Here is a 21628-nt window from a genome sequence, read left to right as displayed (position 1 = left end):
TAGCTGCCGGCCGGTTATATCTTACATTATCGTGGCTGCTGGTTCATGGCCAATCAGCTCTTTGATCCGATTGTTCTCATCCATAATCGCTACCTTCGGTGTGTGGCTCTGAACCTTCTCCTCCGGTATGATTGCATAGGAAATGATGATGACAATATCATCCGGCTGAACCAGGCGTGCAGCTGCTCCGTTCAAGCATACCACTCCGCTTCCGCGCGGACCTGGAATGATATAGGTTTCAAGCCGTGCCCCATTATTATTATTGACAATCGCCACTTTCTCATTTGCTGCCATACCGACTGCATCCAGGATATCCTCATCGATCGTAATGCTTCCAACATAGTTCAAATTTGCCTCAGTCACCCTGGCACGGTGGATTTTGGCATTCATCATTGTGCGAAACATAGCGGTTCCTCCTCATTTTGCCTTGCTTTATATGGTAAAGATAATATTGTCAATCAAGCGTGCCCTGCTGAATTTAACAGCGGCGGCAATGATTATTCTCTCTTTCAGGCTGTCAATTCTCTCAAGGTCAGGATAGGATAAAACTTCAATATAGTCCAGTATACCGCTCGTCTCTCTGCTTATTTTACCGGAGACCATGTCAGCGATCGCATCCGGCTTTGTTTCACCGCCAAGCGCCATCTCTTTGGCATTAAGTAGACTTCGGTAAATGGCTGGTGCCTCCATTCTCTCCGATTCCGACAAATAAACATTGCGCGAGCTTTTAGCCAGGCCATCATGCTCCCTGACCGTTTCTACAGGAACGATATCCACCGGGATATTGAAATCCTGTACCAGGCCATCGATTACGGCCACCTGCTGGGCATCTTTCATGCCAAAGTAAGCGCGGTCAGGCTGGACGATATTGAACAGCTTAGTCAGGACGACCGCCACTCCATCGAAGTGGCCAGGACGGCTTGCTCCGCAAAGGATGCTGGTCCTCTTCGCCACCGTTACCGATATGGTCGGTGATGCTGGATACATTTCTTCCACTGAAGGATAGAAAATATAATCTGCACCAGCCTCGCCAGCAACTTTCTCATCCCGCTCCATATCCCGGGGATACGAGTCAAAGTCTTCATTCGGCCCAAATTGCAAAGGATTTACAAATATGCTCAAGACAAGAATATCATTTTCTTTCCTGGCCTTTTTCAAAAGTGCCAGGTGTCCTTCATGCAGATACCCCATTGTCGGTACAAATCCAATGGTGCTGCCTTGTCGTTTATTCTTCAGTTCCTCTCTCAGTGCCTTTATTTCCCGGAATATTTTCATTTTCTGCCTCCATAAAGTGCTTCCACGTCTTCATCAGCCATGGTGTAGGAGTGCTCCCTCTCGGGGAAAGCTGAGCCCTTTACTTCCCTGACATATTCAGTCAGGCCATTTTTTGCTGCCTCACCGATGGAGGCATAGGGTTTAACAAATTTAGGAAGCCGGTCCACTCCATAGGAGAGGACATCGTGATATACAAGCACCTGGCCGTCCGTATGCATGCCGGCACCAATTCCAATGGTTGGTATCCCCAGCGTTTCAGTAATCAATCCGGCAAGCTGATAAGGAACACATTCAAGTACAAGCGCCATTGCCCCGGCTGCCTCACAAGCTGCTGCATCCGCCAGCAGGCGGCTGGCTGCCTCACGATCCTTGCCCTGGACTTTATAGCCGCCAAGAACGCCGACTGACTGGGGAGTCAGCCCAAGATGTGCCACAACTGGTATTCCGGCATTTGTAAGCGCGGAGATCTTCTCCAGCACTTCTCCCGCCCCCTCTACTTTAACGGCATGGGCTCCTCCTTCCTGCATGATTTTCGCAGCATTTTTAAGGGTTTCATCCAGTGATAGATGATAGCTCATAAAAGGCATGTCGGTAACGATGAACGTATCTTTCGCTCCCCGCTTTACAGCCTTGGTATGGTAAACCATATCGTCTATTGTCACAGGCAGGGTGGAGTCATAGCCGAGTACCACCATGCCAAGTGAATCACCTACCAGGATCATATCGACTCCAGCTTCTTCAGAGAGCTTTGCTGAAGGATAATCATAGGCGGTCAGCATCGTAATTTTTTCACCCTGCTTTTTCATTGCGCTGAACTGAGCAGAAAATTTCATTTATTATTCCTCCTTCTTTTTTGGAAGATGAATCAAGGAGGGCATAGGTTTAAAACCCCAAAAAAACCCTTCTGCAAACAGAAGGATTTTGTAAGTCAAGTTGGTGATCCCTCCGTCCCAGTCCATCTAATTGGATCAAGGCAGATATGCTTGTATAAATAAAACACAGTATAAAAAGGTGCAGTTCTATCTTGATACCGCCCAGCTACATTATACATAATTATTTCATATTTTCCTAAAGTTTTTTCCCGGTCTTCTTCAGTTTATTTCAATATCTGCGGAATATATACGGTGAATCTGCCCGTTTTCCTCCTGCAGCAGCAAAACTCCTTCATCCGTTATGCCGACAGCTTTTCCAAAAAGCACACCTGATAGGGTAGTCGCCTTGATCTCACAGCCCAGACTGATGGCATAGCTTTCCCATAGCAGCTTGATGGGCTTGAAGCCTTCTTTTATGTAAAGTTCATATAGATTTTCAAATTTACGCAGGAATGCCTGGATGACCTCGGTGCGGGAAATGGGTCCTCCTGCCTGAATGGCCAGGGATGTTGCCGTTCCCCTGATTTCTTCAGGAAAATCCTTAAGCTCTTGGTTCACATTTATGCCAATCCCAATAATGACAGAATGGATGCTGTCTGCTTCAGCCTGCATTTCTGTCAGGATGCCTGTCACCTTTTTGCCATTGATCAGAATATCATTCGGCCATTTGATGGATGGACTTAAATCCGCAGCCTCCTCTAACGCCTGAACGATGGCAGCAGCCGCAAGCAAGGTGAGCTGCGGCGCATCCTGCATGGGGATATGGGGCCTTAAGATAAGGCTCATCCAGATGCCGGTTCCCCTCGCCGAGTGCCAGCTCCGCAAAAGCCTCCCCTTTCCGGCAGTTTGTTCATTCGCAATGACAAGCGTGCCTTCTTCAGCCCCTTTGTCTGCCAGAGCGTAGGCCGCCTTTTGGGTAGAATCGAGAGATTCATGATAAACAATATGCTTCCCGATGGACTTTGTCTGAAGACCGAGCATAATGGAGTTTTGAGACAGCTTATCTGGACTTGTCAAGAGTCTGTATCCCTTCTTCCTTACAGCCTCAATCTCATATCCATCCTTGCGGAGTTCCTCCATATGCTTCCAGACTGCGGTCCTGGAGCAGCCCATGATGTCTGCCAGTCCCTGACCAGAAAGGTATTCTCCTTCTGCTTCATAAAAGGCTTCCAATAACTTCTTTCTTAAATCCGATTGCACTCGACCAGCCACTCCCTTACTGCCTCTTTATCGTTTTTCACTCGCTCTTCAAGCACCCCAGTCAGGATTAAGGAAAGAAGTTCCTTAACCCATGGCCCTCCTTTTTTTCCGGTCCAGTCCAATAAATCATTGCCATTGACATTAAGGTCATTCATATGATGAACAGGCAGGCTGTCATAAACGTTTTCGACCTGGCTTTGAGGCGAAACACCCATACGGGCTGCAAACACTCTTTCGACCCTCACAGCTGTCTCTTTTCCCGCCTCAAACAGAGATTTTTTACCCAAAGGCCCCTGGCTCCGCATATTAAGGTATAGCAGATGGCTTTTAATTGATTTGAATTGCTTCATAGACATCTTCCAGCTGTTCAGGAACGCATCCGCTCCATCCTGATTCATGAGGCTTGCGAGCAGCACCCAGCTGTCCAGACCGTCCTTCAACCCGGATGGATTTAGTCCGATGAATTTCCGGAGTGCTTCCTGCTGGTGTGACAGCCCTGGCACATACTGGTATAACCCGCTGTCCAGCAATATCTTGAGTGCCCTGGTCCTGCTCCCGCCTTCCATAAGCTTGTTAAATTCAGCAAGCAGCCGCTCAACAGCCATATTGGAGAGAATCGGCCCATTCTTTTTGATTCCTTCAAATACTTCAGGATCCATGGAAAAAGAGAGCTGGCTGACAAATCGGACTGCCCGCATCATCCGGAGGGCGTCTTCTGAAAACCGTTCATCAGGATCACCCACCGTACAAATCAGCTTCCGCCGGATTGCCGAAGCCCCGGAAAAGGGATCGATCAGCTTGTAGTTTTTGTCCATCGCAATGGCATTCATCGTAAAATCCCTTCGCTGCAAGTCTTCCCTCAGAGACCTGATGAATTTTACCTCTGAAGGACGGCGGAAGTCCTCATAGCCGCCCTCCCGGCGGAATGTAGTCACTTCATAGGGATCACCATCGTGCATGACGATTACCGTTCCATGTTCAATCCCTACATCAACGGTATTGGGAAAAAGCGCCTTTACCTCCAGCGGTGTGGCACTTGTAGCGATGTCTACATCACTTATGGGCTTTTTAAGGAGCATATCCCTGACCGCACCGCCGACAAAATAGGCTTCAAAGCCAGCCTGCTCTATTTTATCGAGAAGCCCCGATGCCTGCTGAAACAGTTTGATCATCTGCCCGATCCTTCTTTCCCGTTATTTTCTCCATTAAGCAGGCGATAATAGATATCTTCATATTCCACTACGATTTGAGACGCCTTGAAGCGTGAATGGACAGCCTTTATAGCTGCATTTGAAAATAACTCATGCTTTTTGCTGTCTGTAAGCAGTTCCAGTGCCAGGGCTGCAGCTTCCTGGTAGTCTCCCAGACTGCAAAGATACCCTGTTTCCCCATGGTCTATGACTTCCGGAATACCGCCGATTGTCGTGCCTATGCAGGGAACGCCGCACGCCATGGCTTCTATCAGGACCAGGCCAAAGCTTTCCTTTTGTGACAGCAGCAGCATCAGGTCGCTTATTGAGTATAAGTCTTCCAGATTGTCCTGCTTGCCAAGTGTCAGGATTTTATCCTTGATTCCCAGTTCACTTGCCAGTTTGCAGACCATTGTCATTTCCGGTCCATCACCGACAAGCATCAGCTTTGAAGGCACCTCTTTTTGAATTTTGTTGAATGCACGTACTACATCGTTCACACGCTTGACGCCCCTGAAGTTTGAAACATGGATGATTACCTTTTCTGATTCAGCAATGCCGTAATCACTTTTTAAAGAACCACTGTCTTTCCTGCGGTATATCCTCTCATCTATGAAATTATATACCGTTTGTATTTCTTTATCAGGCTGGATCAGTTCATTTGTCTGTTCAACAAGCGCCTTTGAAACAGCAGTAACTGCATCAGACTTTTCGATGCCGAACTTTATGCTTTCCGTAAGAGAAGGGTCATAACCTAGCACAGTAATGTCCGTGCCATGCAGGGTAGTGACAATCTTGACGTCGGTCCCGGCCATCTGCTTGGCCAGGATGGCACATACCGCATGAGGAATCGCGTAATGTACGTGGAGAATATCCAGGCCATCTCTCTTCGCCACTTCAGCCATCTTACTGGCCAGTGCCAGGTCGTATGGCGGGTACTGGAATACAGAATATTGGTTGACTTCAACCTGGTGATAAAAAATATTGGGATAACGCTTTTTGAGCCTGAAGGGCATGCTTGAAGAAATAAAGTGGATTTCATGCCCTTTTTCTGCAAGCAGCTTTCCAAGCTCAGCAGCCACTGCCCCCGATCCTCCAACAGTAGGATAACAGGTTATGCCTATTTTCAATGTCATATTTTATTCTCCTAACAAAGCAGCAGGAACGAGAAGAGGCTTTTTTGAAATGAAGCCTTCTGCATATTCCGCACCAGACTCTTTTCCAAACAGCCTTTCCCTTGCCTCCACTGTTTCTATGTATCCATTTACTAGGGGAGTATCTATTGTGTCACCGCTCTTTGTGAACTGGCTTTCATATGCATTAAGACTTGCAATCTTCAAAGGATAGACAGTTGATACATCCACTGTAAAACTCGGCTTATGCCAGCCATTGATCATATAATAGTAGACTGCCTTAACCCTGTGGGCTTCCAATCCTTCCGCATCCTGATATTTTTGGACACCGGCTGAAAAACAAGCCTCCTCCACAAGCCTGGCACAATTCCCATGATCAGGATGCCGATCCTCGAAATAAGGGGCAAATACTGTTTTCGGACGCAGCTTCCTGATAACCGAAACGATTTTATCCATATTATCACGCGTCAAATAAAGACCTCTGTCAGGGAGTCCAAGTGTCTGGCGGCCGGTAACCCCAAGGATTTCAGCAGCTTTTTCAGCCTCCTGTTTCCTGAGCTCTACATTCCCGTTCGATGACAGCTCCGCTTCCGTTAAATCACAGATCGACACTTTCCTGCCGTCCTGAACAAGCCTGGCTGCCGTGCCTCCCATACCTATTTCTACATCATCAGCGTGGGCACCAAAAGCAAGCACATCTATTTCATTTTCCAATACGTTCACCTCTGGTCACTTTCTAGCTTTCTCCAGGCAATGTCTCCTCTTTTTAATCCGTTAATCAGTACTTCTGCAGTCCCCATATTGGTTGCAAGCGGAATCGCATACACATCACACAGCCTGATAAGTGCTGAAACATCAGGTTCATGCGGCTGGGCAGTTAGGGGATCCCTGAAAAAGAAGACAACATCCATTTCATTCCTGGCTATCCTGGCCCCAATCTCCTGATCTCCGCCGAGCGGCCCTGACTGGAAGCGATGAATGGTTAGACCTGTTGCTTCCTGGACCTTTAAGCCGGTGGTGCCTGTAGCAAATAGCTCGTGCTGTACCAGTATTTCCTTATAGGCTGTAGCGAAGCGGATGATGTCCTCCTTCTTTTTATCATGAGCAATCAGTGCTACCCGCATATATACCACCCTATTCTATTATGTTTTCCAGTCCGTAAACCAGGAGGTCCAGCTTCATGATCTCTTCTACTGCCAATTTAACACCTGACATGAAAGAAGCCCTGTTAAAGGAGTCATGTCTGATGGTCAAGAGCTGACCTTCCATCCCAAGCATAACCTGCTGATGGGCAACAAGCCCTGGAAGCCTGACACTATGTATTCTCATCCCGTCGAACTCGGCGCCCCTGGCACCTTGAAGCACCTCTTTTTCATCCGGATGGCCCTGTCTCTTTGATTCTCTTGCTTCTGCTATCATTTCAGCCGTTTTTACGGCTGTGCCTGAAGGAGCATCTAATTTCTTGTCATGATGCAGTTCCAATATTTCAATATCGTCGAAGTATTTGGCGGCCATTTGGGCAAACTTCATCATTAAAATCGCACCAATTGCAAAGTTAGGTGCTATGATACATCCCAGCCCCTTTTCGGCTGTCAGGGAGTCAAGCCTTGCAAGGTCATCCTTTGTGAAACCGGTTGTGCCGACTACTGGCCGGATTCCATGCAACAGGGCTTTTTCAGCATGAAACATGCCAACCTCAGGAGTAGTCAAATCTATTAAAACATCAGCCCGAACTTCACTGAAACACAGGTCTATATCTGTATAAACAGGGGCGTCCATCCCTTCAAACCCAGGCAGGGAACCTAAATTGCGGCCTCCGTTCCTGCGGTCAAGAACCGCAGCAAGTGTAAAATGCTCAGTGGCATGTACCAGTTTGACTGCTTCAAGGCCCATTCTTCCTCTAGGGCCGGCTACGATTACTCTAATTTCCTTCATTTTCCCCATCTCCAATTCGTGTCCATCTGTCTTTATCTCGTGTGCGGAATTTTTCCATGACTCTGTCATGGGCTTCCTCCAGGCTGATTCCAAGAGAATTGGCGAAACAGATTAGTACAAAAAGCATGTCTCCCGCTTCTTCCTCGATCGCTTTTTCGTTTTCACTGGATTTTTTCGGCTTTTCACCAAAGTGGTGGTTCACTTCCCGAGCAAGCTCCCCTAATTCTTCTGCCATACGGGCAAGCATTGCAAGCGGGCTGAAATACCCCTCCTTGAACTGCCCGATATATTGATCAACTTCATCCTGAAGCTGCTGCATCGTTTTATCTTTTTTCAAGTTAATCACCCTTCATGCTTTCTTCTTACATGTTAGCTAAAACTAAACCTGATGACAACTGTTTGGGATTTTACAGGATGTTGCCCGCCCTCTGTTATTCCTATATAATATGATCATTGTGAAAATACGGCCGCCTGGGCCTTGGGGGTTTACAAGAAATATGCGTTACGGGTTAAAGACCAAAAATATTATATCAATTTTATTTGGATCAGGAATCTTTGCATTTGGGCTTGTCCACTTTAACATGCAAAACAATCTGGCGGAAGGTGGATTTACCGGCATCACCCTGCTTTTATATCAGGTTTTCGGAATCAATCTTTCCTATTCAAATCTTCTGCTGAACATCCCGGTGTTTTTTGCCGGATGGCGATTCCTTGGAAGAACAACCTTTTTATATACGATCATAGGGACAGTCGGGCTTTCAGCCTGGCTGAAGTTATTCGAAGTATATTCTTTAAAATTCCCGCTCCATCATGATCTGATGCTCGCTGCCTTATTTGCAGGAGGCTTTATCGGTGTGGGGCTCGGCATTATCTTTCGAGCAGGAGGTACAACCGGCGGTGTAGATATCATAGCCCGAATCGTCGAACGCTACCTTGGCTGGAGCATCGGCAGAACAATGTTCATCTTCGACGCCTTGGTGATTACAATCTCCCTTGCTGTATACCTGGACTATCGTGAAGCCATGTACACCCTGGTGGCTGTGTTCATCGGCGCAAGGGTGATCGATTTCATCCAGGAAGGCGCCTACTCAGCCAGGGGGGCTATGGTGATCAGCGATAAAAACGCCGAGATTGCCGACAAGATCATGAAGGACCTGGACCGTGGAGTGACGATGCTGAAGGGGTATGGATCGTTCACCAAGACAGACAGGGAAGTCTTGTACTGCGTGGTCGCCCGGACAGAGCTGGTCCGCCTTAAAAACGCCATTACAGCTGTCGATCCGCATGCGTTTGTCTCTGTTACAATTGTACATGATGTGCTCGGGGAAGGATTTACCCTTGATGAGAACAAGAACCCTATCGAGCGCTGAATACAGGTAGAAAGCCCGGGAAAACGGTGATTTTCCTGGGCTTTTCTGTGCTGCTTATACGGATATTTTCATCAGAGCTTAAGGGTTCCTTAAGTTTTCAGTTTGCTGGATGCATATACGATGGTAAACCGATATAGAGAATCCAGCCAGGTTTCTTCATTGAGACAGAGCTCTAAGACCGGCAAGAAATCGGGAATTAAGAGTACCCTGCCGGTTTCATCCCAGTAGTGGAACGGCTGATGAACGGGAACGATATGGCATCATGTTGGTTTAACTAGTAAAATCATCTGTGCCAAATCTATGGGTTGCAGCTGTGCAAGTAAATCTTTCTTTTTCGCGAGTATATCCCCCAGTTCTGGAAGTAAAGGGATTAAAATGATTTTCTGAGGCTTATTTTGTTAGTAAAAGAGAGATACTTTGATAAAAAACAGACTGGGGAAGCCAAAAACATCCACAACTGAACAAACCAAGCACTATCTTTGAGAAACTTTCACCTTCATATTAGTCTGGACTGTCAGGGATACCCTAAGTATTGCAGCATCCCCTCACACAAAAGTATAAAAAGCTGCCAGTCGGCAGCTTTTCATCTTATTATTCATCCCTTGTCATGCCGGTATAGATAAAGATCAAGCGGACCAGTTCAAGCACAGCCACAGCTGCGGCAGCTACATAAGTGAGTGCGGCGGCATTGAGGACCTTCCTTGTCTCTCTTTCTTCATCATTCCGGATGATTCCTAGTGAGACTACCTCATTCATTGCCCGATTTGAGGCATTGAATTCGACTGGCAGTGTGACAATCTGGAATATTACTGCAAATGCCATAAAGGCGATTCCAAGAAGGAGAAGACCTGAAGCATTTGCGAGAATCCCCGCCAGGATCAGCATCCATGAAAAATTCGATCCAATATTGGCGACAGGTACTAGTGTATGCCTTAACCGAAGGAACGTATATCTCTCTTGATCCTGTACAGCATGGCCGACTTCATGGGCCGCGATGGCCGCACTGGCCAGAGAATGCCCGAAATAATTGTCGCTGGATAAGCGGACAGCCTTTGCCCTGGGATCATAATGGTCACTCAGTACTCCTCTTGTCTCTTCGACAGAAACCTGATATAGTCCGTGGCTGTCAAGGATTTCCCTTGCAACCTGGGCACCGGTCCTGCCTGAGGACGAGGCAACACGGGAATATTTTTTATAGGTGCTCTTCACCTTAAATTGTGCATACAAGGGTACTAGAATCAGTAGTATAAAGTATATTAACATGCTGACCTCCCTAACATAGGTGTTTAATTATATTTTAATTTTAACTCAAAAGACAGTCAATCATTCTGCTCTTTACGGGTGCTTACACTTGCTTTTCCGCCCTTATACTTTCTCCATCCCACATAGGACAGGGTCATGATGATGATGCTGCCCGTCGAAATGATAACCCACCAGAGTGACGGATCGGCTTCGTCCTCTTTCATGTCCTCAAAAATGGACTGAAGATCAGTTTGAAGTGCATTCAGCTCATCGCTGTTATTTTTTTTCAGCAGCATACCCGGTGAGCTCTGTCCTATATACTGTACCCTGGCATCGAGCTTTTGAATCTTCTCGGGTGAAATATCCACGGCGAGACTGGGGTGAATGAGGCTATATTGTGACAGGATAAGGGTAAGCCCCTGATCAAGCTTCTCCATATCCTGTGTTTTTATTGCCTGTTTAGCCGCTGTGAATGTTTCCATCATCTGATCTTCCATTTCCGTCCACATCGGCTGATGATTGGTTCCGATTGCATCGACCACAAGCCTTAGCTTAGTAACCTGGGATATCTTTTCAGCGAGCGTGGCCGTTTTCGACTCTACTGCTTTTACGGCTTCATCATAGGCTGAAGACATGATGCGGAGCTCGTCCATATTGAAAACTTCTTCCTCTTCATTGAGGGCCATGAACTGGTTTGAGAAGTAATCCAGCATCCGCACGGTTTCGGGCAATCTATCTCCTCTTACAAGCTGCAAAGCTTCATCGGCAATTTTGTCCAGCCTATCAAGGGAACTTTGTGCGTGTACAGACAAAGGCAGGATCCATATCAGGGCAAACAGCAGACATAGGTTCTTTAACATAAATGTCCCCCCTCTCATACTTATAAAAATGTATGAGAGGGGGGACAAGGTTAGAACTATTTCGTATAAAGGGTGCTCTTATCCTTTGAAAATGCCAGGATATAGGTAAGGGCTATCGAAACAACACTGAGCCAGAAAGTGAAATAACCTATTCCCTGCATATACTTCATCAAATCTCCATAAATCGGCATTTGATAGTAAACATAATCAATCATTTCATTATGGACTGTCCATACCGCTGCCACAGCAAAGTGCCACTTTTTTATGTGGAAGCTATTAGCATATAATAGCCCTTGCAAGGCCATGGCAGCATGTGAAGCCATCAGCATATAGCCCGTCCAATCCAGAGATCCGGTCACCTTTAGGGTGAGAAGATTCATGACAACAGCCCAGATTCCGTATTTGAACAGAGTCATCACTGCCAGCGCCTCAAAAAGTCCCCAATTTCTCCTAAGCAGCAGGCCGGCAAGAGCTAATGCAAAAAACAGTGTGGCGGTCGGACTGTCAGGCACAAATGCCAGAAAAACTGCAGGCGTCTGTTCCAGCTGGTAGCCATACCAATAGTACCCATACACTGTTCCGAAAATATTGATGGCCAAAAGCATCCATAAAAAGCTTCGATGTGTCAGGAGAAAACGCAACATTGTCATGAAAGACCTACTTTCTGTTTCGATGTATCCAGTCATTCTATCCATATAAAAGAGCCGGCATGAATAACATGCCGGCTTTTACTGATCAATCAGCCTTAAGCTTTGAAATGAATTCTGAAAGCTTCTTCAAATCTTCTTCGTTGCCTTTATAGGCATTGGCCGGCATTGCGTTTTTTCCTTCTTTGGCAATTTTGGCGATTTCTTCAGGCTTTAATCCTGTACCCACAAGAGATGGGCCGGCTCCACCAGTCAATTCAGCTCCATGGCAGCCGATACAGCTTTGCTTGGAGTAGACCTGATAGCCCGGATCGCTTTTATCGATCTCAGCCTTAGCCACGATTTTCCCCTGCTCCTTCGCTTTATCCCAGTCATGTGTCGCCACAGAGAACCATGTAAGATAAATGATGGAAGCAAGTCCCAAAAGCATGAAGCCGGTCGCTATCGGCCGCTTAGCCGGACGTCTGTGCGGACTCCTGTCAAGGAACGGCGCAAGGAGCAGTGCTCCAAAAGCCAGACCAGGCATGATCAGGGCACCAATCGTGTTATAAGGACCAGAAGCATAGGTATACTTCAGCAATTGATATAAGAATAAGAAGTACCAGTCAGGCAGTGGAATATAGCCTGTATCAGTAGGATCCGCAATCCTCTCGAGTGGAGACGGATGAGCTACAGTCAAACATAGATACCCTACAAGAAAAACAGCGCCGACCATCCATTCCTTTAAAAGGAAGTTAGGCCAGAAAGCTTCTGTTTTCCCAGGATATTCAGAATAATCCTTTGGGATATTTGGTTTGCGTTCGGCAGAGACACGTGAGTCCCCGACGAATTTCATACCTTTTCCGCGATGCATATGAGTCCCCCTCCCCCGTTAAATGGTTGTTTTACATAAAGTAAGCATCATTGACCTTTTCAATTACAACGGACCGGAAATACCCTGCTTACGAATCATTAGGAAGTGGGCAGCCATCAATCCAAGCAAGGCACCTGGAAGGAAGAACACGTGTATCGCGAAGAAGCGAGTCAGCGTTTGTGCTCCGACTATTGTAGGATGACCAGAAAGCAATGTCTTGGCATATGGTCCGATCAATGGGATTGAATCAGCAATCTGCAAGCCTACCTTTGTGGCAAACAGCGCTTTCATATCCCATGGAAGCAGATAGCCTGTGAAGCCCAGACCCAGCATAACAAAGAAAATCAATACTCCAACAATCCAGTTCAATTCACGCGGTTTCTTGTATGCTCCCTGGAAAAACACGCGGAGAGTATGTAAAAACATCATGACAATGACGAGACTCGCTCCCCAGTGATGCATCCCGCGGACAATCTGGCCGAAGGCTACTTCATTCTGGAGATAATACACGGACTGCCAGGCATTCTTGATATCCGGCACATAGTACATGGTCAGGAACATCCCGGATAAAATCTGGATGACCGTAACGAAGAACGTCAGTCCTCCAAAGCAGTATACAAAAGCAGAAAAGTGATGGGCAGGGTTAACATGCTCCGGCACCTCATGATCTGCAATATCGCGCCACAGCGGCGTAATATCTAACCGTTCGTCAACCCAATCATATATCTTGTTTAACAATTATTACGCCTCCTTGTGCGGAACTGCTGACCCTAAATAAAGAATTCCGTCTTTTACCTTATAATCGTACATGTCTAGAGGCTTAAGAGGCGGAGTTCCCTTTACGTTCATGCCGTCCTTTGTATATCGGCCGAAATGGCAAGGACAAAAGAATTCATTTGGATGGTCCTTGCTTGTATTCCAGTCAACTGTACAGCCTAGATGCTTACATACAGGGGACAGGGCAACAATTTTCCCTTGATCATTCTTATAAACCCAGGCAGTGTCCGTGACTTCGGATTCGTACCAAGCGTCTTTCTGCTTGTACGAAAAGTCCAGGCGCACTGGCTTTTCAGTCAAATCATCAACCTTTTGTTTAGTGGCTACATAATTCTCTCCTCCTGCCGCTTCCAATACAGGATCCACTGCAAATCGAAGCATTGGCATCAGCATTCCGGCAGCCATGAAACCGCCTACACCAGTAAGCGTATAATTAAGGAATTGACGTCGTGAAACTCGATGCTTGCTCATACTTTTTCCCCCCTCTATTAAGAACTCGGTCTTTGATGACCAAAACAGATTAAAATCGCTATAAAACTAGGACATTACAATGATATATCAATATTTCCAATAGGTCAATAAAATGGTAAATGGATTTACAGGAATAACAGGTGTTTATTTTTATAAAGTTCACAAAATATTCTATTTCTTTTCCGTCCATTTCTGAGAAAAAATGGAGGAAACCTGGCGCACCTGTTCGTCCATCAGCTGTCTTTTCACCCGGTCTTCAAGCCCGCCAAGCGGCAGTGACGGCACCCATACAAGCTCTGAAGTTAAATCTGCCTCCACCACTTTCCATCCCGGGTCGCACGTTAAGAAAAAGATATGCCTGAAACCCTGCTGGATGAAAGCTTTCTCCCATCTCACTGCTGTATCACTTTTTCCCTGCCCATCCTCACCGGCAAGATATGACAGCGGCGGAACAAGAATGATACGCCCCTTGAATTGGCGCTCTATCTCCGATGACAGTATGGATAAAAATTCATTCATCTTGGCCTGGTTCATGGCAGCCGGACCAAGATCAACAGGTGCAAGGGGAATGAGGACGGTATCAATATGCTCCCTTGCCTGCTCAAGGAGTTCAATGTCCTGCGGAATAAGCTTCATAATTTACACTCCTATTTATTTTATTATTCTTATATATCTTATCATTTTTCATTTTTTTATACATCAGCAAAAAGCGGCGCTATAAAGCAAAAAACCTGCCATTATGGGCAGGTATGTTTGTCTATACTTTTTTTAGATTTTTCAGCTGTGCCGTAAGGGAGTGAAAGGCCTCAGCATTTTGCTGATCCAGAGCTTCATCGATCATCTGCATCAGCTTTTCCCTTTGAAAGGAAGTCAGTGAATTCTCCAGAAACTGTTCAGCCAGTACTTTATCTTTGTCATTGGAGAACGAATTTTTCGGCATGAACGGATTTTCCTCCAGCACTGCTGCATATTGATAGGAGGAATATGCTGATCGGAAATTCAACTGTATATATATCTCTTCATCGCGGTTCAGCCTGATATCATGGAAGGATTTTTCTGCATCTGTGGTCATGATGTTGGACTTATAGAATCTGAAGGGAGCTTCTTCCACACAATGGGTAGACATGATCAGGCCTCTCGGGCAAAGGTTGGCCTGTTCAACAAAATGGACTTTTTTCATCAACTGATCATGGCTGATCAGGTAATTTAGGATCCAGACGCATTCTCTCCGCTTTAATTGGTAGTGGTTCAAGAACCAGCGGATGAATTCCTTCTTTTCGTTAACAGAAACAGGGGTATGCATGTGTGTCCCTCCTCTGTACCTAAGTTTTTTATTTGCAGCATTGTTAATCCTGCATGCTTGTTTAATTTTGGCTTTTTCAACGAACATTGCGGTATTGAACAAGAAGGCTGATTGATGCGAAGGTCACTCGTATCCGCGGGGCGGGCGGTGAGCCTCCCCAGCTTTGTTTAAGAATGTAATCTCCCAATAAACACTCCATAAATAACAACAATCTGCGCAGAAAGGAGCCGTAAGTTTTTGAAGGTCTCTCCCGTTAATTGCGGCTTTCATTCAGCCGCTCGAGAATCTCGATGTATTCATCGTTGGCGGGCTGGAGCTTAATAAGCTTATTAAATAATTCTGCGGCCTCTTTGTTTTTTCCTTCTTCAATTAGAAAAAAACCGTATTCTTCTAAGAAGTCCTCATTCTCCGCATACTCTTTACTGGCTTCAGCAAAATATTCCGATGCCTGGCTGAAATTTTCAAGATTCTGATGGCTTACCGCCAGCAGCCAGTTAAATTGGGGATCATATTCTCCATAATGCTTGACTGAATCGATGACTTCTATGACGTCTTCATATCTTTCCTGATGCATATACAGCTTCAGAAGATTAAGGGCTGTCTCCATGAACCCGGGATCCAGGGCGAGCGCTTCTTTGAAATAATATTCTGCCTGGTCCTCATCGCCTTTTTTCAAAGCGGCCTTCCCTGCGAAATGATTCAGCTCTTTATTGAATTCATCCTGCTTGATTCCATCCTTTGCCGCTTCCAGTGCTCCATCGATATCCTCCAGCTGTTCATACGCTTTTGCCAGATATAGATAGAGGGAATGATATTCCGGATCCAGGTTTTTCAATTCAGTCAGCCTCTCGACTGCCGTGTTGTAGGCTCCAGCCTGATAAGCAGTAAAGCCGTATTCAAAGAGGGAGTTGATTTCAAGCTTTTCGGCAAGAGCCTTCTCAAAATAGGGGAGGGCATCTTCAAATTGTCCGAGTGAGCTCAATGTATCCGCTATCCTTTGGTTCAGGCTGATGCCTGATATTTCTGCTTCGGACTTGATAGCCTTTTGATAACTCTCCAGTGCTTCAACATATTTTGCCTGCTGGTAAAAAAGCTCTCCAAGAGCAAAATCCACAATGACTTCATGGGGCAGAATTGCCTTGGCCCTGAGAAGCTTTCTTTCACTTACCTCATCCATTCCCTGCATTTGATATAGATCTGCTTCGAGCAGGAGTGCACTTGGGAATGCCGGGTCATCCTCACTCACTTTTTCAAGGAGAAGGATCGCCTCATCCTCTCTGTCCATATCGGTGAGAATTTCAGCAATGGAAACAAGAAGCTCTCCTTCATCCGGATAAATCTCAAGCAGATGCTCATAGAGATGCTTCGCTTCTTCGATGAAACCATAATCCATGCAGCCTTCTGCCAGCGCCAGGATCTCTTCCTCACTGCCGCCGGTTTTTATTTCATTTATATGTCTGGATACTGAATCCAATTCGCCTTGTTTCAGGTTTTCCAAAATAGTCTCAACTGTAACCAATGTTATCCCCGCCGTTCTTTTCTTTAGCCGGCCTTTTTATGATGCGGTAAAAAATCCGGGTACCCTGATGACCAATTCTCTGCCCCTCAGCCCTTCCGTATCAACCCTTTGGCCAGCCCTGATAAGTTTCCCATCTAAAACTGTAACCACTAGTCTATCATATCCCCCTGAAAAAATACCAGGCAGCAATTCTTCCCCATCCAATTTCTCAAAAAGGTTATAGCTTATTTCTCCGCCGCTATGCAAAAATCCTTTAAAAGGATAGATGCCAAACGTTTTCAATACTGCCTCACTTAGCGGCCTGTCCCCTGCCGGACAATGGGTGAGATGCTTTATCCCAAGCCTGGACAGGCGGCTGTCCCATTCATTAAGAAAATGTTCACTGTCCATTACAGGCACAAGCACCGGATTATAGGGGAATGCATTCTGCCTGATCCACTCCCAGGGAACAGTCTCCAGTTGATCATTTTTAGATATTTCAATAAATATGACTGCGATCCTGTTTTTTTTACACTTCAGGATAAAATCGGGTGTGAAGGCTGAACACGGCAGCCTTATCCCTTTTACTATGTCGAGCGGAAAGTGTTCCAGCATATTTTGCACGCCATGGAGTGCCTTTGCCAGCTCGCAGGCATATTGTATCCGCGGGACGGCCATGACGCAGGCGGCACCCCTTAAGATCAAGCGTTCCTTTACATACTCTTTGTCTGTTAAATTTTGGGGTTGAAATTCAAGGAAGGTATAGGGGGGCGTCATGATGAATCTTGAAAAGTCCATTCTGATTCCGCTCATTCTCTCTACGGAAGTATGGATCGTGAAAATTTTATTGTTCTTGACAGACAACGCTGTATCCATCCATTTACCGCCCTGATAAAGGGTGGCATGTTCAATAATATAGCTCATGGATCCACCTCACAAACAGTCATAAGACAAGCTATGCTGTTTTGGGGGCTTTAATGATAGGACAGACAAAAATATCCGGCCTGTATCATACGGGCCGGATTGTCTCATGATCTTTTACTATTGAATCCATATGCCGGTAGAATTCTGGATAGCTGACCCTGATACAGCCTGAATCCTTGATGCTCATTTCCCCCTCGGAAATGAGAGACGCAACAGAAAGCATCATCCCTATCCGATGATCTCCATGGCTGTCTGCTTCAGCTGCCCTGAGCTTTGTTCCGCCTTCAATGATCATCCCGTCTTCAGTTGGCTGTATGCGTGCCCCGAGCTGATTAAGTTCCCTTGCTACAGTGGCGATCCGGTCTGTCTCCTTCACCTTCAGCTCGGCTGCATCCTTGATGACTGTTCTACCTTCAGCCTGGGTGGCCAGGAGGGCAATGATCGGGATCTCGTCGATCAAGCGTGGAATCAGGCTTCCGCTGATTTCAATTCCCTTAAGATTAGAAGTCCTGATCTCAATATCCCCTGCCGGCTCAAAACTGCTGTCATCATACATGTGGATCACTATGTCAGCACCCATCTGCGAGAGCACATCAACAATGCCTGTCCTTGATGGATTAAGCCCTACATTTTTGAGAGTGATCCGGCTGCCGGGAGCAAGTGCGCCAGCTGCCAGAAAGAATGCTGCTGAGGAAATATCTCCAGGCACCCTGACTTCTGTACCGGAAAGTTCCTGCGGACCTCTGATTGTTACGGAGAGGCCGTCCACATCCACAGTACCTCCAAACTGGCGGATCATCCGTTCCGTATGGTCCCTTGTCCCTGCCGGTTCAATGATGGTGGTCTCCCCATCGGCCTGCAGCCCTGCCAGGAGAATGGACGATTTGACCTGCGCACTCGCCACAGGAAGGCTGTAGCTGATCCCTTTCAGCTTTCCGCCCCTGACTGCGAGAGGTGTATATTGTCCCTTGTTCCTGCCATCGATGGCCGCACCCATTTCCCTGAGCGGGTTCACAACCCTGCTCATAGGGCGCTTTGCAATCGATTCATCTCCAGCGATGACGGTATGAAATGGCAGTGCGGCAAGTATGCCCATCATCAATCTGGTGGTGGTCCCTGAATTCCCGGTATCCAGCCACTCTTCCGGTTCTTTCAGCCCTCCGAAACCATTTCCCTGGACAATCACATTTTCTCCGTCCCTGTCTATCTCCACCCCGAGCTTTTGAAAGCAGGAAATGGTGCTCAGGCAGTCTGCCCCAGGCAGGAAATTGCTGATTACCGTTTTCCCCTTTGCGATGGATCCAAACATGACAGCCCGGTGTGAAATTGATTTGTCACCAGGAATATGTATTTCCCCATTCAGGGAGGCGCCGTTTAATTGCAGCTTCTTGTTCTCCATACTTATCACATCCACCCATTCATCATGTTCTAGGTTAAAAACATCTCATAGTTCGTATGCCGCCCAAGACATTCCATGGCAAGCTTCCTGTCCCTTTCAGTCTGGAAACTGACATGCAGCACCCCGTATATTTCTTCACGGGTTTCTAAAATTCTTATATTGGTTATACTAATACGCTCCTGTGCAAGATAGCCGGTGATTTCAGAAATGACCCCAGGATAGTCCGGAACATCAATATGCAGGTCATAAAAGGCGGGAATCGCTCCCTGTGAACGCACCGGAAGGTCATCCCTGAACTGTTTAGCTCCCGCAAAATAATCAAAAATGGCGTCAGGGTCCCCATCCGCCAGCGCCTCCTGGATCCTTCCCATTTCTGCTGACCAATCCTTTAATAAATTCAATAACACCGTTTTATTATTCAGCAGGATATCCCGCCACATTTCCGGGCTTCCGGAAGCAATGCGGGTAATATCCCGGAATCCTCCCGCTGCAAGCCTGGTGATTAAATCCTCTTCCGCATTCCATCTCCGGGCCTGGTGAACGAGCCCGGATGCAATGATGTGCGGAAAATGGCTGATGACACCCGTCAGCTGATCATGAAGCTTTGGAGCCATTGTCAGGAAATGAGCCCTGGTACCGGAAAGCCAGCTCTTTAATTCCTCTACCCTTTCGGCAGGTGTTTCACTGTCAGGGGTAAGCAGATAAAAGGCATTTTCCAAAAGATGGGGCTTTGCTGCGATGGCACCGCTCTTATGAGAACCAGCCATGGGATGTCCGCCGATAAATGTAACTCCTCCATCCATCAGACATTGCGCCTTATACATAATGGTCTCTTTTGTACTTCCCACGTCCGTGATGATGACTGTATCCTTCAGCTGTAAATGAGATAATTCATCAATGATGTCCTTTGCCTGCTCCACAGGGGTGCCTATAATAATCAGATCAGCGGCCGCAGCACCTTCTGCAAGGCTTGAAGCTTCACAGTCTATCAACCCCAGGACCTTGGCCAGGCGGAGGTTTTTTCCGTCCAGATCATATCCTGTTACCACAGATTCGTGATGTGTATTCCGGATTGCCAGGGAAACAGATCCGCCAATGAGACCCAGCCCTATGACAAATACATTCCCCTTCATGATATAACCTCCAAATACAAATTTCTTATTGAGCGGTACCGCTTTTTTTGCTTTCCAGGAATTGGCCGAGGAGCTCGATAATGCCCTCGTTCTGTTCACTTGACCCTATCGTCACCCGAATGGAGGTGGGGAACCCCAGAGCATTGCCCGACCGGACAATGAATCCTCTTTCAAGAAGGAACTGAAACGCTTCATCTCCCTGGCTTTTCACATCAATCAGGATAAAGTTCCCCTGTGAAGGGAAATAGTCCAGTCCCTCTTTATCGCAAAACTGATAAAACTGCTGAAGGCCCCTCCTGTTGCTTTTATGGCACATTGATAAAAACTCTGTATCGGAAAGCGCCGCACTGGCTGCAAGCTGACCGATTGTATTTGTATTGAAAGGCTCCCTGGCCGGATCAAGCTTTTTTATTAATTCCTCATGTCCCACTCCATAACCGACCCGCAGGCTAGCCAATCCGTAAATTTTTGAAAATGTACGGAGAACGATGATATTTGGATGCCTGCCAATCAGGCTGACGGTATCAGGGTAATCTGCGGCGTCCACATATTCGTAATAGGCTTCGTCCATTACGATGAGGATGTCCTCAGGGACTTTTTCAATGAATTCCCGCAGACTTCCCCCCTCTATGTAACGGCCGGTCGGGTTATTAGGGGAGCATAGCCAAATGATTGAAGTATCTTGATCCACAGCCTGCAGCATGCCTTCTAAGTCATGCTTTCCATCCACCAGCGGCACTTCCCTTACCTCAGCCCCCTCAATTACTGCATTATGTTTATACTGGGGAAAGGTGGGTGCTGCCATCACAGTATTGACACCAGGGTATAGCAGACTGCGTGAGATTACTTGGATTACTTCGTCGGAACCATTGCCGAACAGGAGCTGGTTTTCATTTACTCCCAGATGCCCCGCGACAGACTTTCTAAGGAAACTGGAATTTCCATCCGGATATAAGGCCATAGATCCCTTGTAATCCTTCATAACTTCTTCTGCACGGGAAGAACAGCCGAAGGGGTTTTCGTTTGAGGCAAGCTTCACAATTTTGTCCAATCCGTATTGCTGTTTGACATCATCTATTGATCTGCCGGGCTGGTAAGGCTTCAGCCCGAGAACAGCTTCTTTCCATTTCAATTCAATCACTCCTGTTTCAAAAATCATATATCTGCCGATTCCCTTACATTAAGGTCTGGACGCAAAACCACTGCACCTTCTAAGTAAATATGCCTGATTTCCTGTTGTCCCTGTTTTGTATTTACATGGAGCATGATCCGGATACAGGAAGGGAGCCCGCCCGGCACCGTAATTTCCCTCATGCACATTACCGGCACGAAAGTCCAGCCTTCAAACGCCCTAAGGCCTTTTGCCGGAAAGGCAGCATCAATATCCTCGGTAACAGAAATAAATACAGAAGCCACATGATCAGGCTCGATCCTGTTTTCGGCTATGATGGTCCCTAATAGCCGTTCAGTCGCACTAACAATCAGTTCTTCTTCATTTCTATCGACTGTAATAGCGCCTCTAATCCCGCGAATCATGTATTGGCCC

The 21628-nt window shown here is 46.7% G+C and carries 25 protein-coding genes; 1 reads left to right on the top strand and 24 read right to left on the bottom strand.

Annotated features, from left to right (window positions below; translation table 11 throughout):
* Positions 1-21: 21 nt before the first annotated feature.
* The 10 genes from panD to V1498_RS08065 all read right to left on the bottom strand — a co-directional run bounded on the left by panD (position 22) and on the right by V1498_RS08065 (position 7924).
* Positions 22-405 carry an aspartate 1-decarboxylase gene (gene panD, locus V1498_RS08110; protein WP_409288922.1) on the bottom strand — a complete coding sequence of 128 codons (384 nt, stop codon included), beginning with the start codon at positions 403-405 and terminating at the stop codon, positions 22-24.
* A gap of 27 nt (positions 406-432) precedes the next feature.
* Positions 433-1275: a pantoate--beta-alanine ligase gene (gene panC, locus V1498_RS08105; protein WP_409298112.1), complete on the bottom strand. Its 843-nt coding sequence runs from the start codon at positions 1273-1275 to the stop codon at positions 433-435.
* Entirely contained in the window at positions 1272-2108 is an 837-nt protein-coding gene (gene panB, locus V1498_RS08100; RefSeq protein WP_409298111.1) for a 3-methyl-2-oxobutanoate hydroxymethyltransferase, read from the bottom strand. The genes panC and panB overlap by 4 nt, the downstream gene beginning before the upstream one ends.
* Before the next feature lie 258 nt (positions 2109-2366).
* Positions 2367-3347 carry a biotin--[acetyl-CoA-carboxylase] ligase gene (locus V1498_RS08095; protein ID WP_409298110.1) on the bottom strand — a complete coding sequence of 327 codons (981 nt, stop codon included), beginning with the start codon at positions 3345-3347 and terminating at the stop codon, positions 2367-2369.
* On the bottom strand, positions 3332-4519 hold the full coding sequence (locus V1498_RS08090) for a CCA tRNA nucleotidyltransferase (RefSeq protein ID WP_409298109.1): 1188 nt from the start codon (positions 4517-4519) through the stop codon (positions 3332-3334). The genes V1498_RS08095 and V1498_RS08090 overlap by 16 nt, the downstream gene beginning before the upstream one ends.
* On the bottom strand, positions 4516-5673 hold the full coding sequence (gene bshA / locus V1498_RS08085; protein WP_409298107.1) for an N-acetyl-alpha-D-glucosaminyl L-malate synthase BshA: 1158 nt from the start codon (positions 5671-5673) through the stop codon (positions 4516-4518). Before bshA ends, V1498_RS08090 begins: the two co-directional genes overlap by 4 nt.
* A gap of 3 nt (positions 5674-5676) precedes the next feature.
* Entirely contained in the window at positions 5677-6384 is a 708-nt protein-coding gene (gene bshB1 / locus V1498_RS08080; protein WP_409298105.1) for a bacillithiol biosynthesis deacetylase BshB1, read from the bottom strand.
* A gap of 5 nt (positions 6385-6389) precedes the next feature.
* Positions 6390-6794: a methylglyoxal synthase gene (gene mgsA / locus V1498_RS08075; protein ID WP_409298103.1), complete on the bottom strand. Its 405-nt coding sequence runs from the start codon at positions 6792-6794 to the stop codon at positions 6390-6392.
* Positions 6795-6804: 10 nt separating this feature from the next.
* Positions 6805-7605 (bottom strand): 4-hydroxy-tetrahydrodipicolinate reductase, encoded by an 801-nt coding sequence (gene dapB / locus V1498_RS08070; protein WP_409298101.1) that lies wholly within the window; start codon positions 7603-7605, stop codon positions 6805-6807.
* Entirely contained in the window at positions 7592-7924 is a 333-nt protein-coding gene (locus tag V1498_RS08065; RefSeq protein ID WP_409299213.1) for a nucleotide pyrophosphohydrolase, read from the bottom strand. The genes dapB and V1498_RS08065 overlap by 14 nt, the downstream gene beginning before the upstream one ends.
* A gap of 178 nt (positions 7925-8102) precedes the next feature.
* Here V1498_RS08065 and V1498_RS08060 point away from each other — a divergent pair, with 178 nt between their 5' ends.
* Complete coding sequence (locus V1498_RS08060; RefSeq protein WP_409288938.1) at positions 8103-8975, top strand: YitT family protein; 873 nt, start codon at positions 8103-8105, stop codon at positions 8973-8975.
* 591 nt (positions 8976-9566) lie between these two features.
* On the opposite strand, the gene V1498_RS08055 is transcribed toward V1498_RS08060, so the two are convergent.
* The 14 genes from V1498_RS08055 to aroH form a co-directional block, all read right to left on the bottom strand.
* The gene (locus V1498_RS08055; protein ID WP_409288939.1) at positions 9567-10238 is read right to left on the bottom strand and encodes a zinc metallopeptidase; all 672 of its coding nucleotides are present in this window, start codon (positions 10236-10238) and stop codon (positions 9567-9569) included.
* 56 nt (positions 10239-10294) lie between these two features.
* Positions 10295-11077 carry a sporulation protein YpjB gene (gene ypjB / locus V1498_RS08050; RefSeq protein WP_409298099.1) on the bottom strand — a complete coding sequence of 261 codons (783 nt, stop codon included), beginning with the start codon at positions 11075-11077 and terminating at the stop codon, positions 10295-10297.
* A gap of 56 nt (positions 11078-11133) precedes the next feature.
* On the bottom strand, positions 11134-11727 hold the full coding sequence (locus V1498_RS08045) for a DUF1405 domain-containing protein (protein ID WP_409298098.1): 594 nt from the start codon (positions 11725-11727) through the stop codon (positions 11134-11136).
* An 85-nt stretch (positions 11728-11812) separates the two neighbouring features.
* Entirely contained in the window at positions 11813-12577 is a 765-nt protein-coding gene (locus tag V1498_RS08040; RefSeq protein ID WP_409298097.1) for a c-type cytochrome, read from the bottom strand.
* Between the two features lie 63 nt (positions 12578-12640).
* The gene (gene qcrB, locus V1498_RS08035; protein ID WP_409298095.1) at positions 12641-13315 is read right to left on the bottom strand and encodes a menaquinol-cytochrome c reductase cytochrome b subunit; all 675 of its coding nucleotides are present in this window, start codon (positions 13313-13315) and stop codon (positions 12641-12643) included.
* A gap of 3 nt (positions 13316-13318) precedes the next feature.
* Positions 13319-13825, bottom strand: a complete 507-nt coding sequence (locus tag V1498_RS08030) for a ubiquinol-cytochrome c reductase iron-sulfur subunit (RefSeq protein WP_409298093.1) — start codon at positions 13823-13825, stop codon at positions 13319-13321.
* 171 nt (positions 13826-13996) lie between these two features.
* Positions 13997-14461, bottom strand: a complete 465-nt coding sequence (locus V1498_RS08025; RefSeq protein WP_409298092.1) for a YpiF family protein — start codon at positions 14459-14461, stop codon at positions 13997-13999.
* A gap of 121 nt (positions 14462-14582) precedes the next feature.
* A complete protein-coding gene (locus V1498_RS08020; protein WP_409298090.1) occupies positions 14583-15128 on the bottom strand; it encodes a ReoY family proteolytic degradation factor in 546 nt (181 codons plus the stop codon).
* A gap of 253 nt (positions 15129-15381) precedes the next feature.
* Complete coding sequence (locus V1498_RS08015; RefSeq protein ID WP_409298088.1) at positions 15382-16647, bottom strand: tetratricopeptide repeat protein; 1266 nt, start codon at positions 16645-16647, stop codon at positions 15382-15384.
* A gap of 36 nt (positions 16648-16683) precedes the next feature.
* Positions 16684-17550: a hypothetical protein gene (locus V1498_RS08010; protein WP_409298087.1), complete on the bottom strand. Its 867-nt coding sequence runs from the start codon at positions 17548-17550 to the stop codon at positions 16684-16686.
* An 85-nt stretch (positions 17551-17635) separates the two neighbouring features.
* Positions 17636-18949, bottom strand: a complete 1314-nt coding sequence (gene aroA / locus V1498_RS08005) for a 3-phosphoshikimate 1-carboxyvinyltransferase (protein ID WP_409298085.1) — start codon at positions 18947-18949, stop codon at positions 17636-17638.
* A gap of 29 nt (positions 18950-18978) precedes the next feature.
* A complete protein-coding gene (locus V1498_RS08000) occupies positions 18979-20082 on the bottom strand; it encodes a prephenate dehydrogenase (RefSeq protein ID WP_409298084.1) in 1104 nt (367 codons plus the stop codon).
* A gap of 25 nt (positions 20083-20107) precedes the next feature.
* The gene (hisC, locus tag V1498_RS07995) at positions 20108-21214 is read right to left on the bottom strand and encodes a histidinol-phosphate transaminase (RefSeq protein WP_409298082.1); all 1107 of its coding nucleotides are present in this window, start codon (positions 21212-21214) and stop codon (positions 20108-20110) included.
* Between the two features lie 23 nt (positions 21215-21237).
* Entirely contained in the window at positions 21238-21618 is a 381-nt protein-coding gene (gene aroH, locus V1498_RS07990) for a chorismate mutase (protein WP_409298081.1), read from the bottom strand.
* Between the last annotated feature and the right edge of the window lie 10 nt (positions 21619-21628).

The organism is Paraperibacillus marinus, from assembly GCF_046237605.1.
In the GTDB taxonomy this organism is placed as follows: domain Bacteria; phylum Bacillota; class Bacilli; order Bacillales; family DSM-1321; genus Paraperibacillus; species Paraperibacillus marinus.
This window is presented reverse-complemented; position numbering and strand designations above follow the sequence as displayed.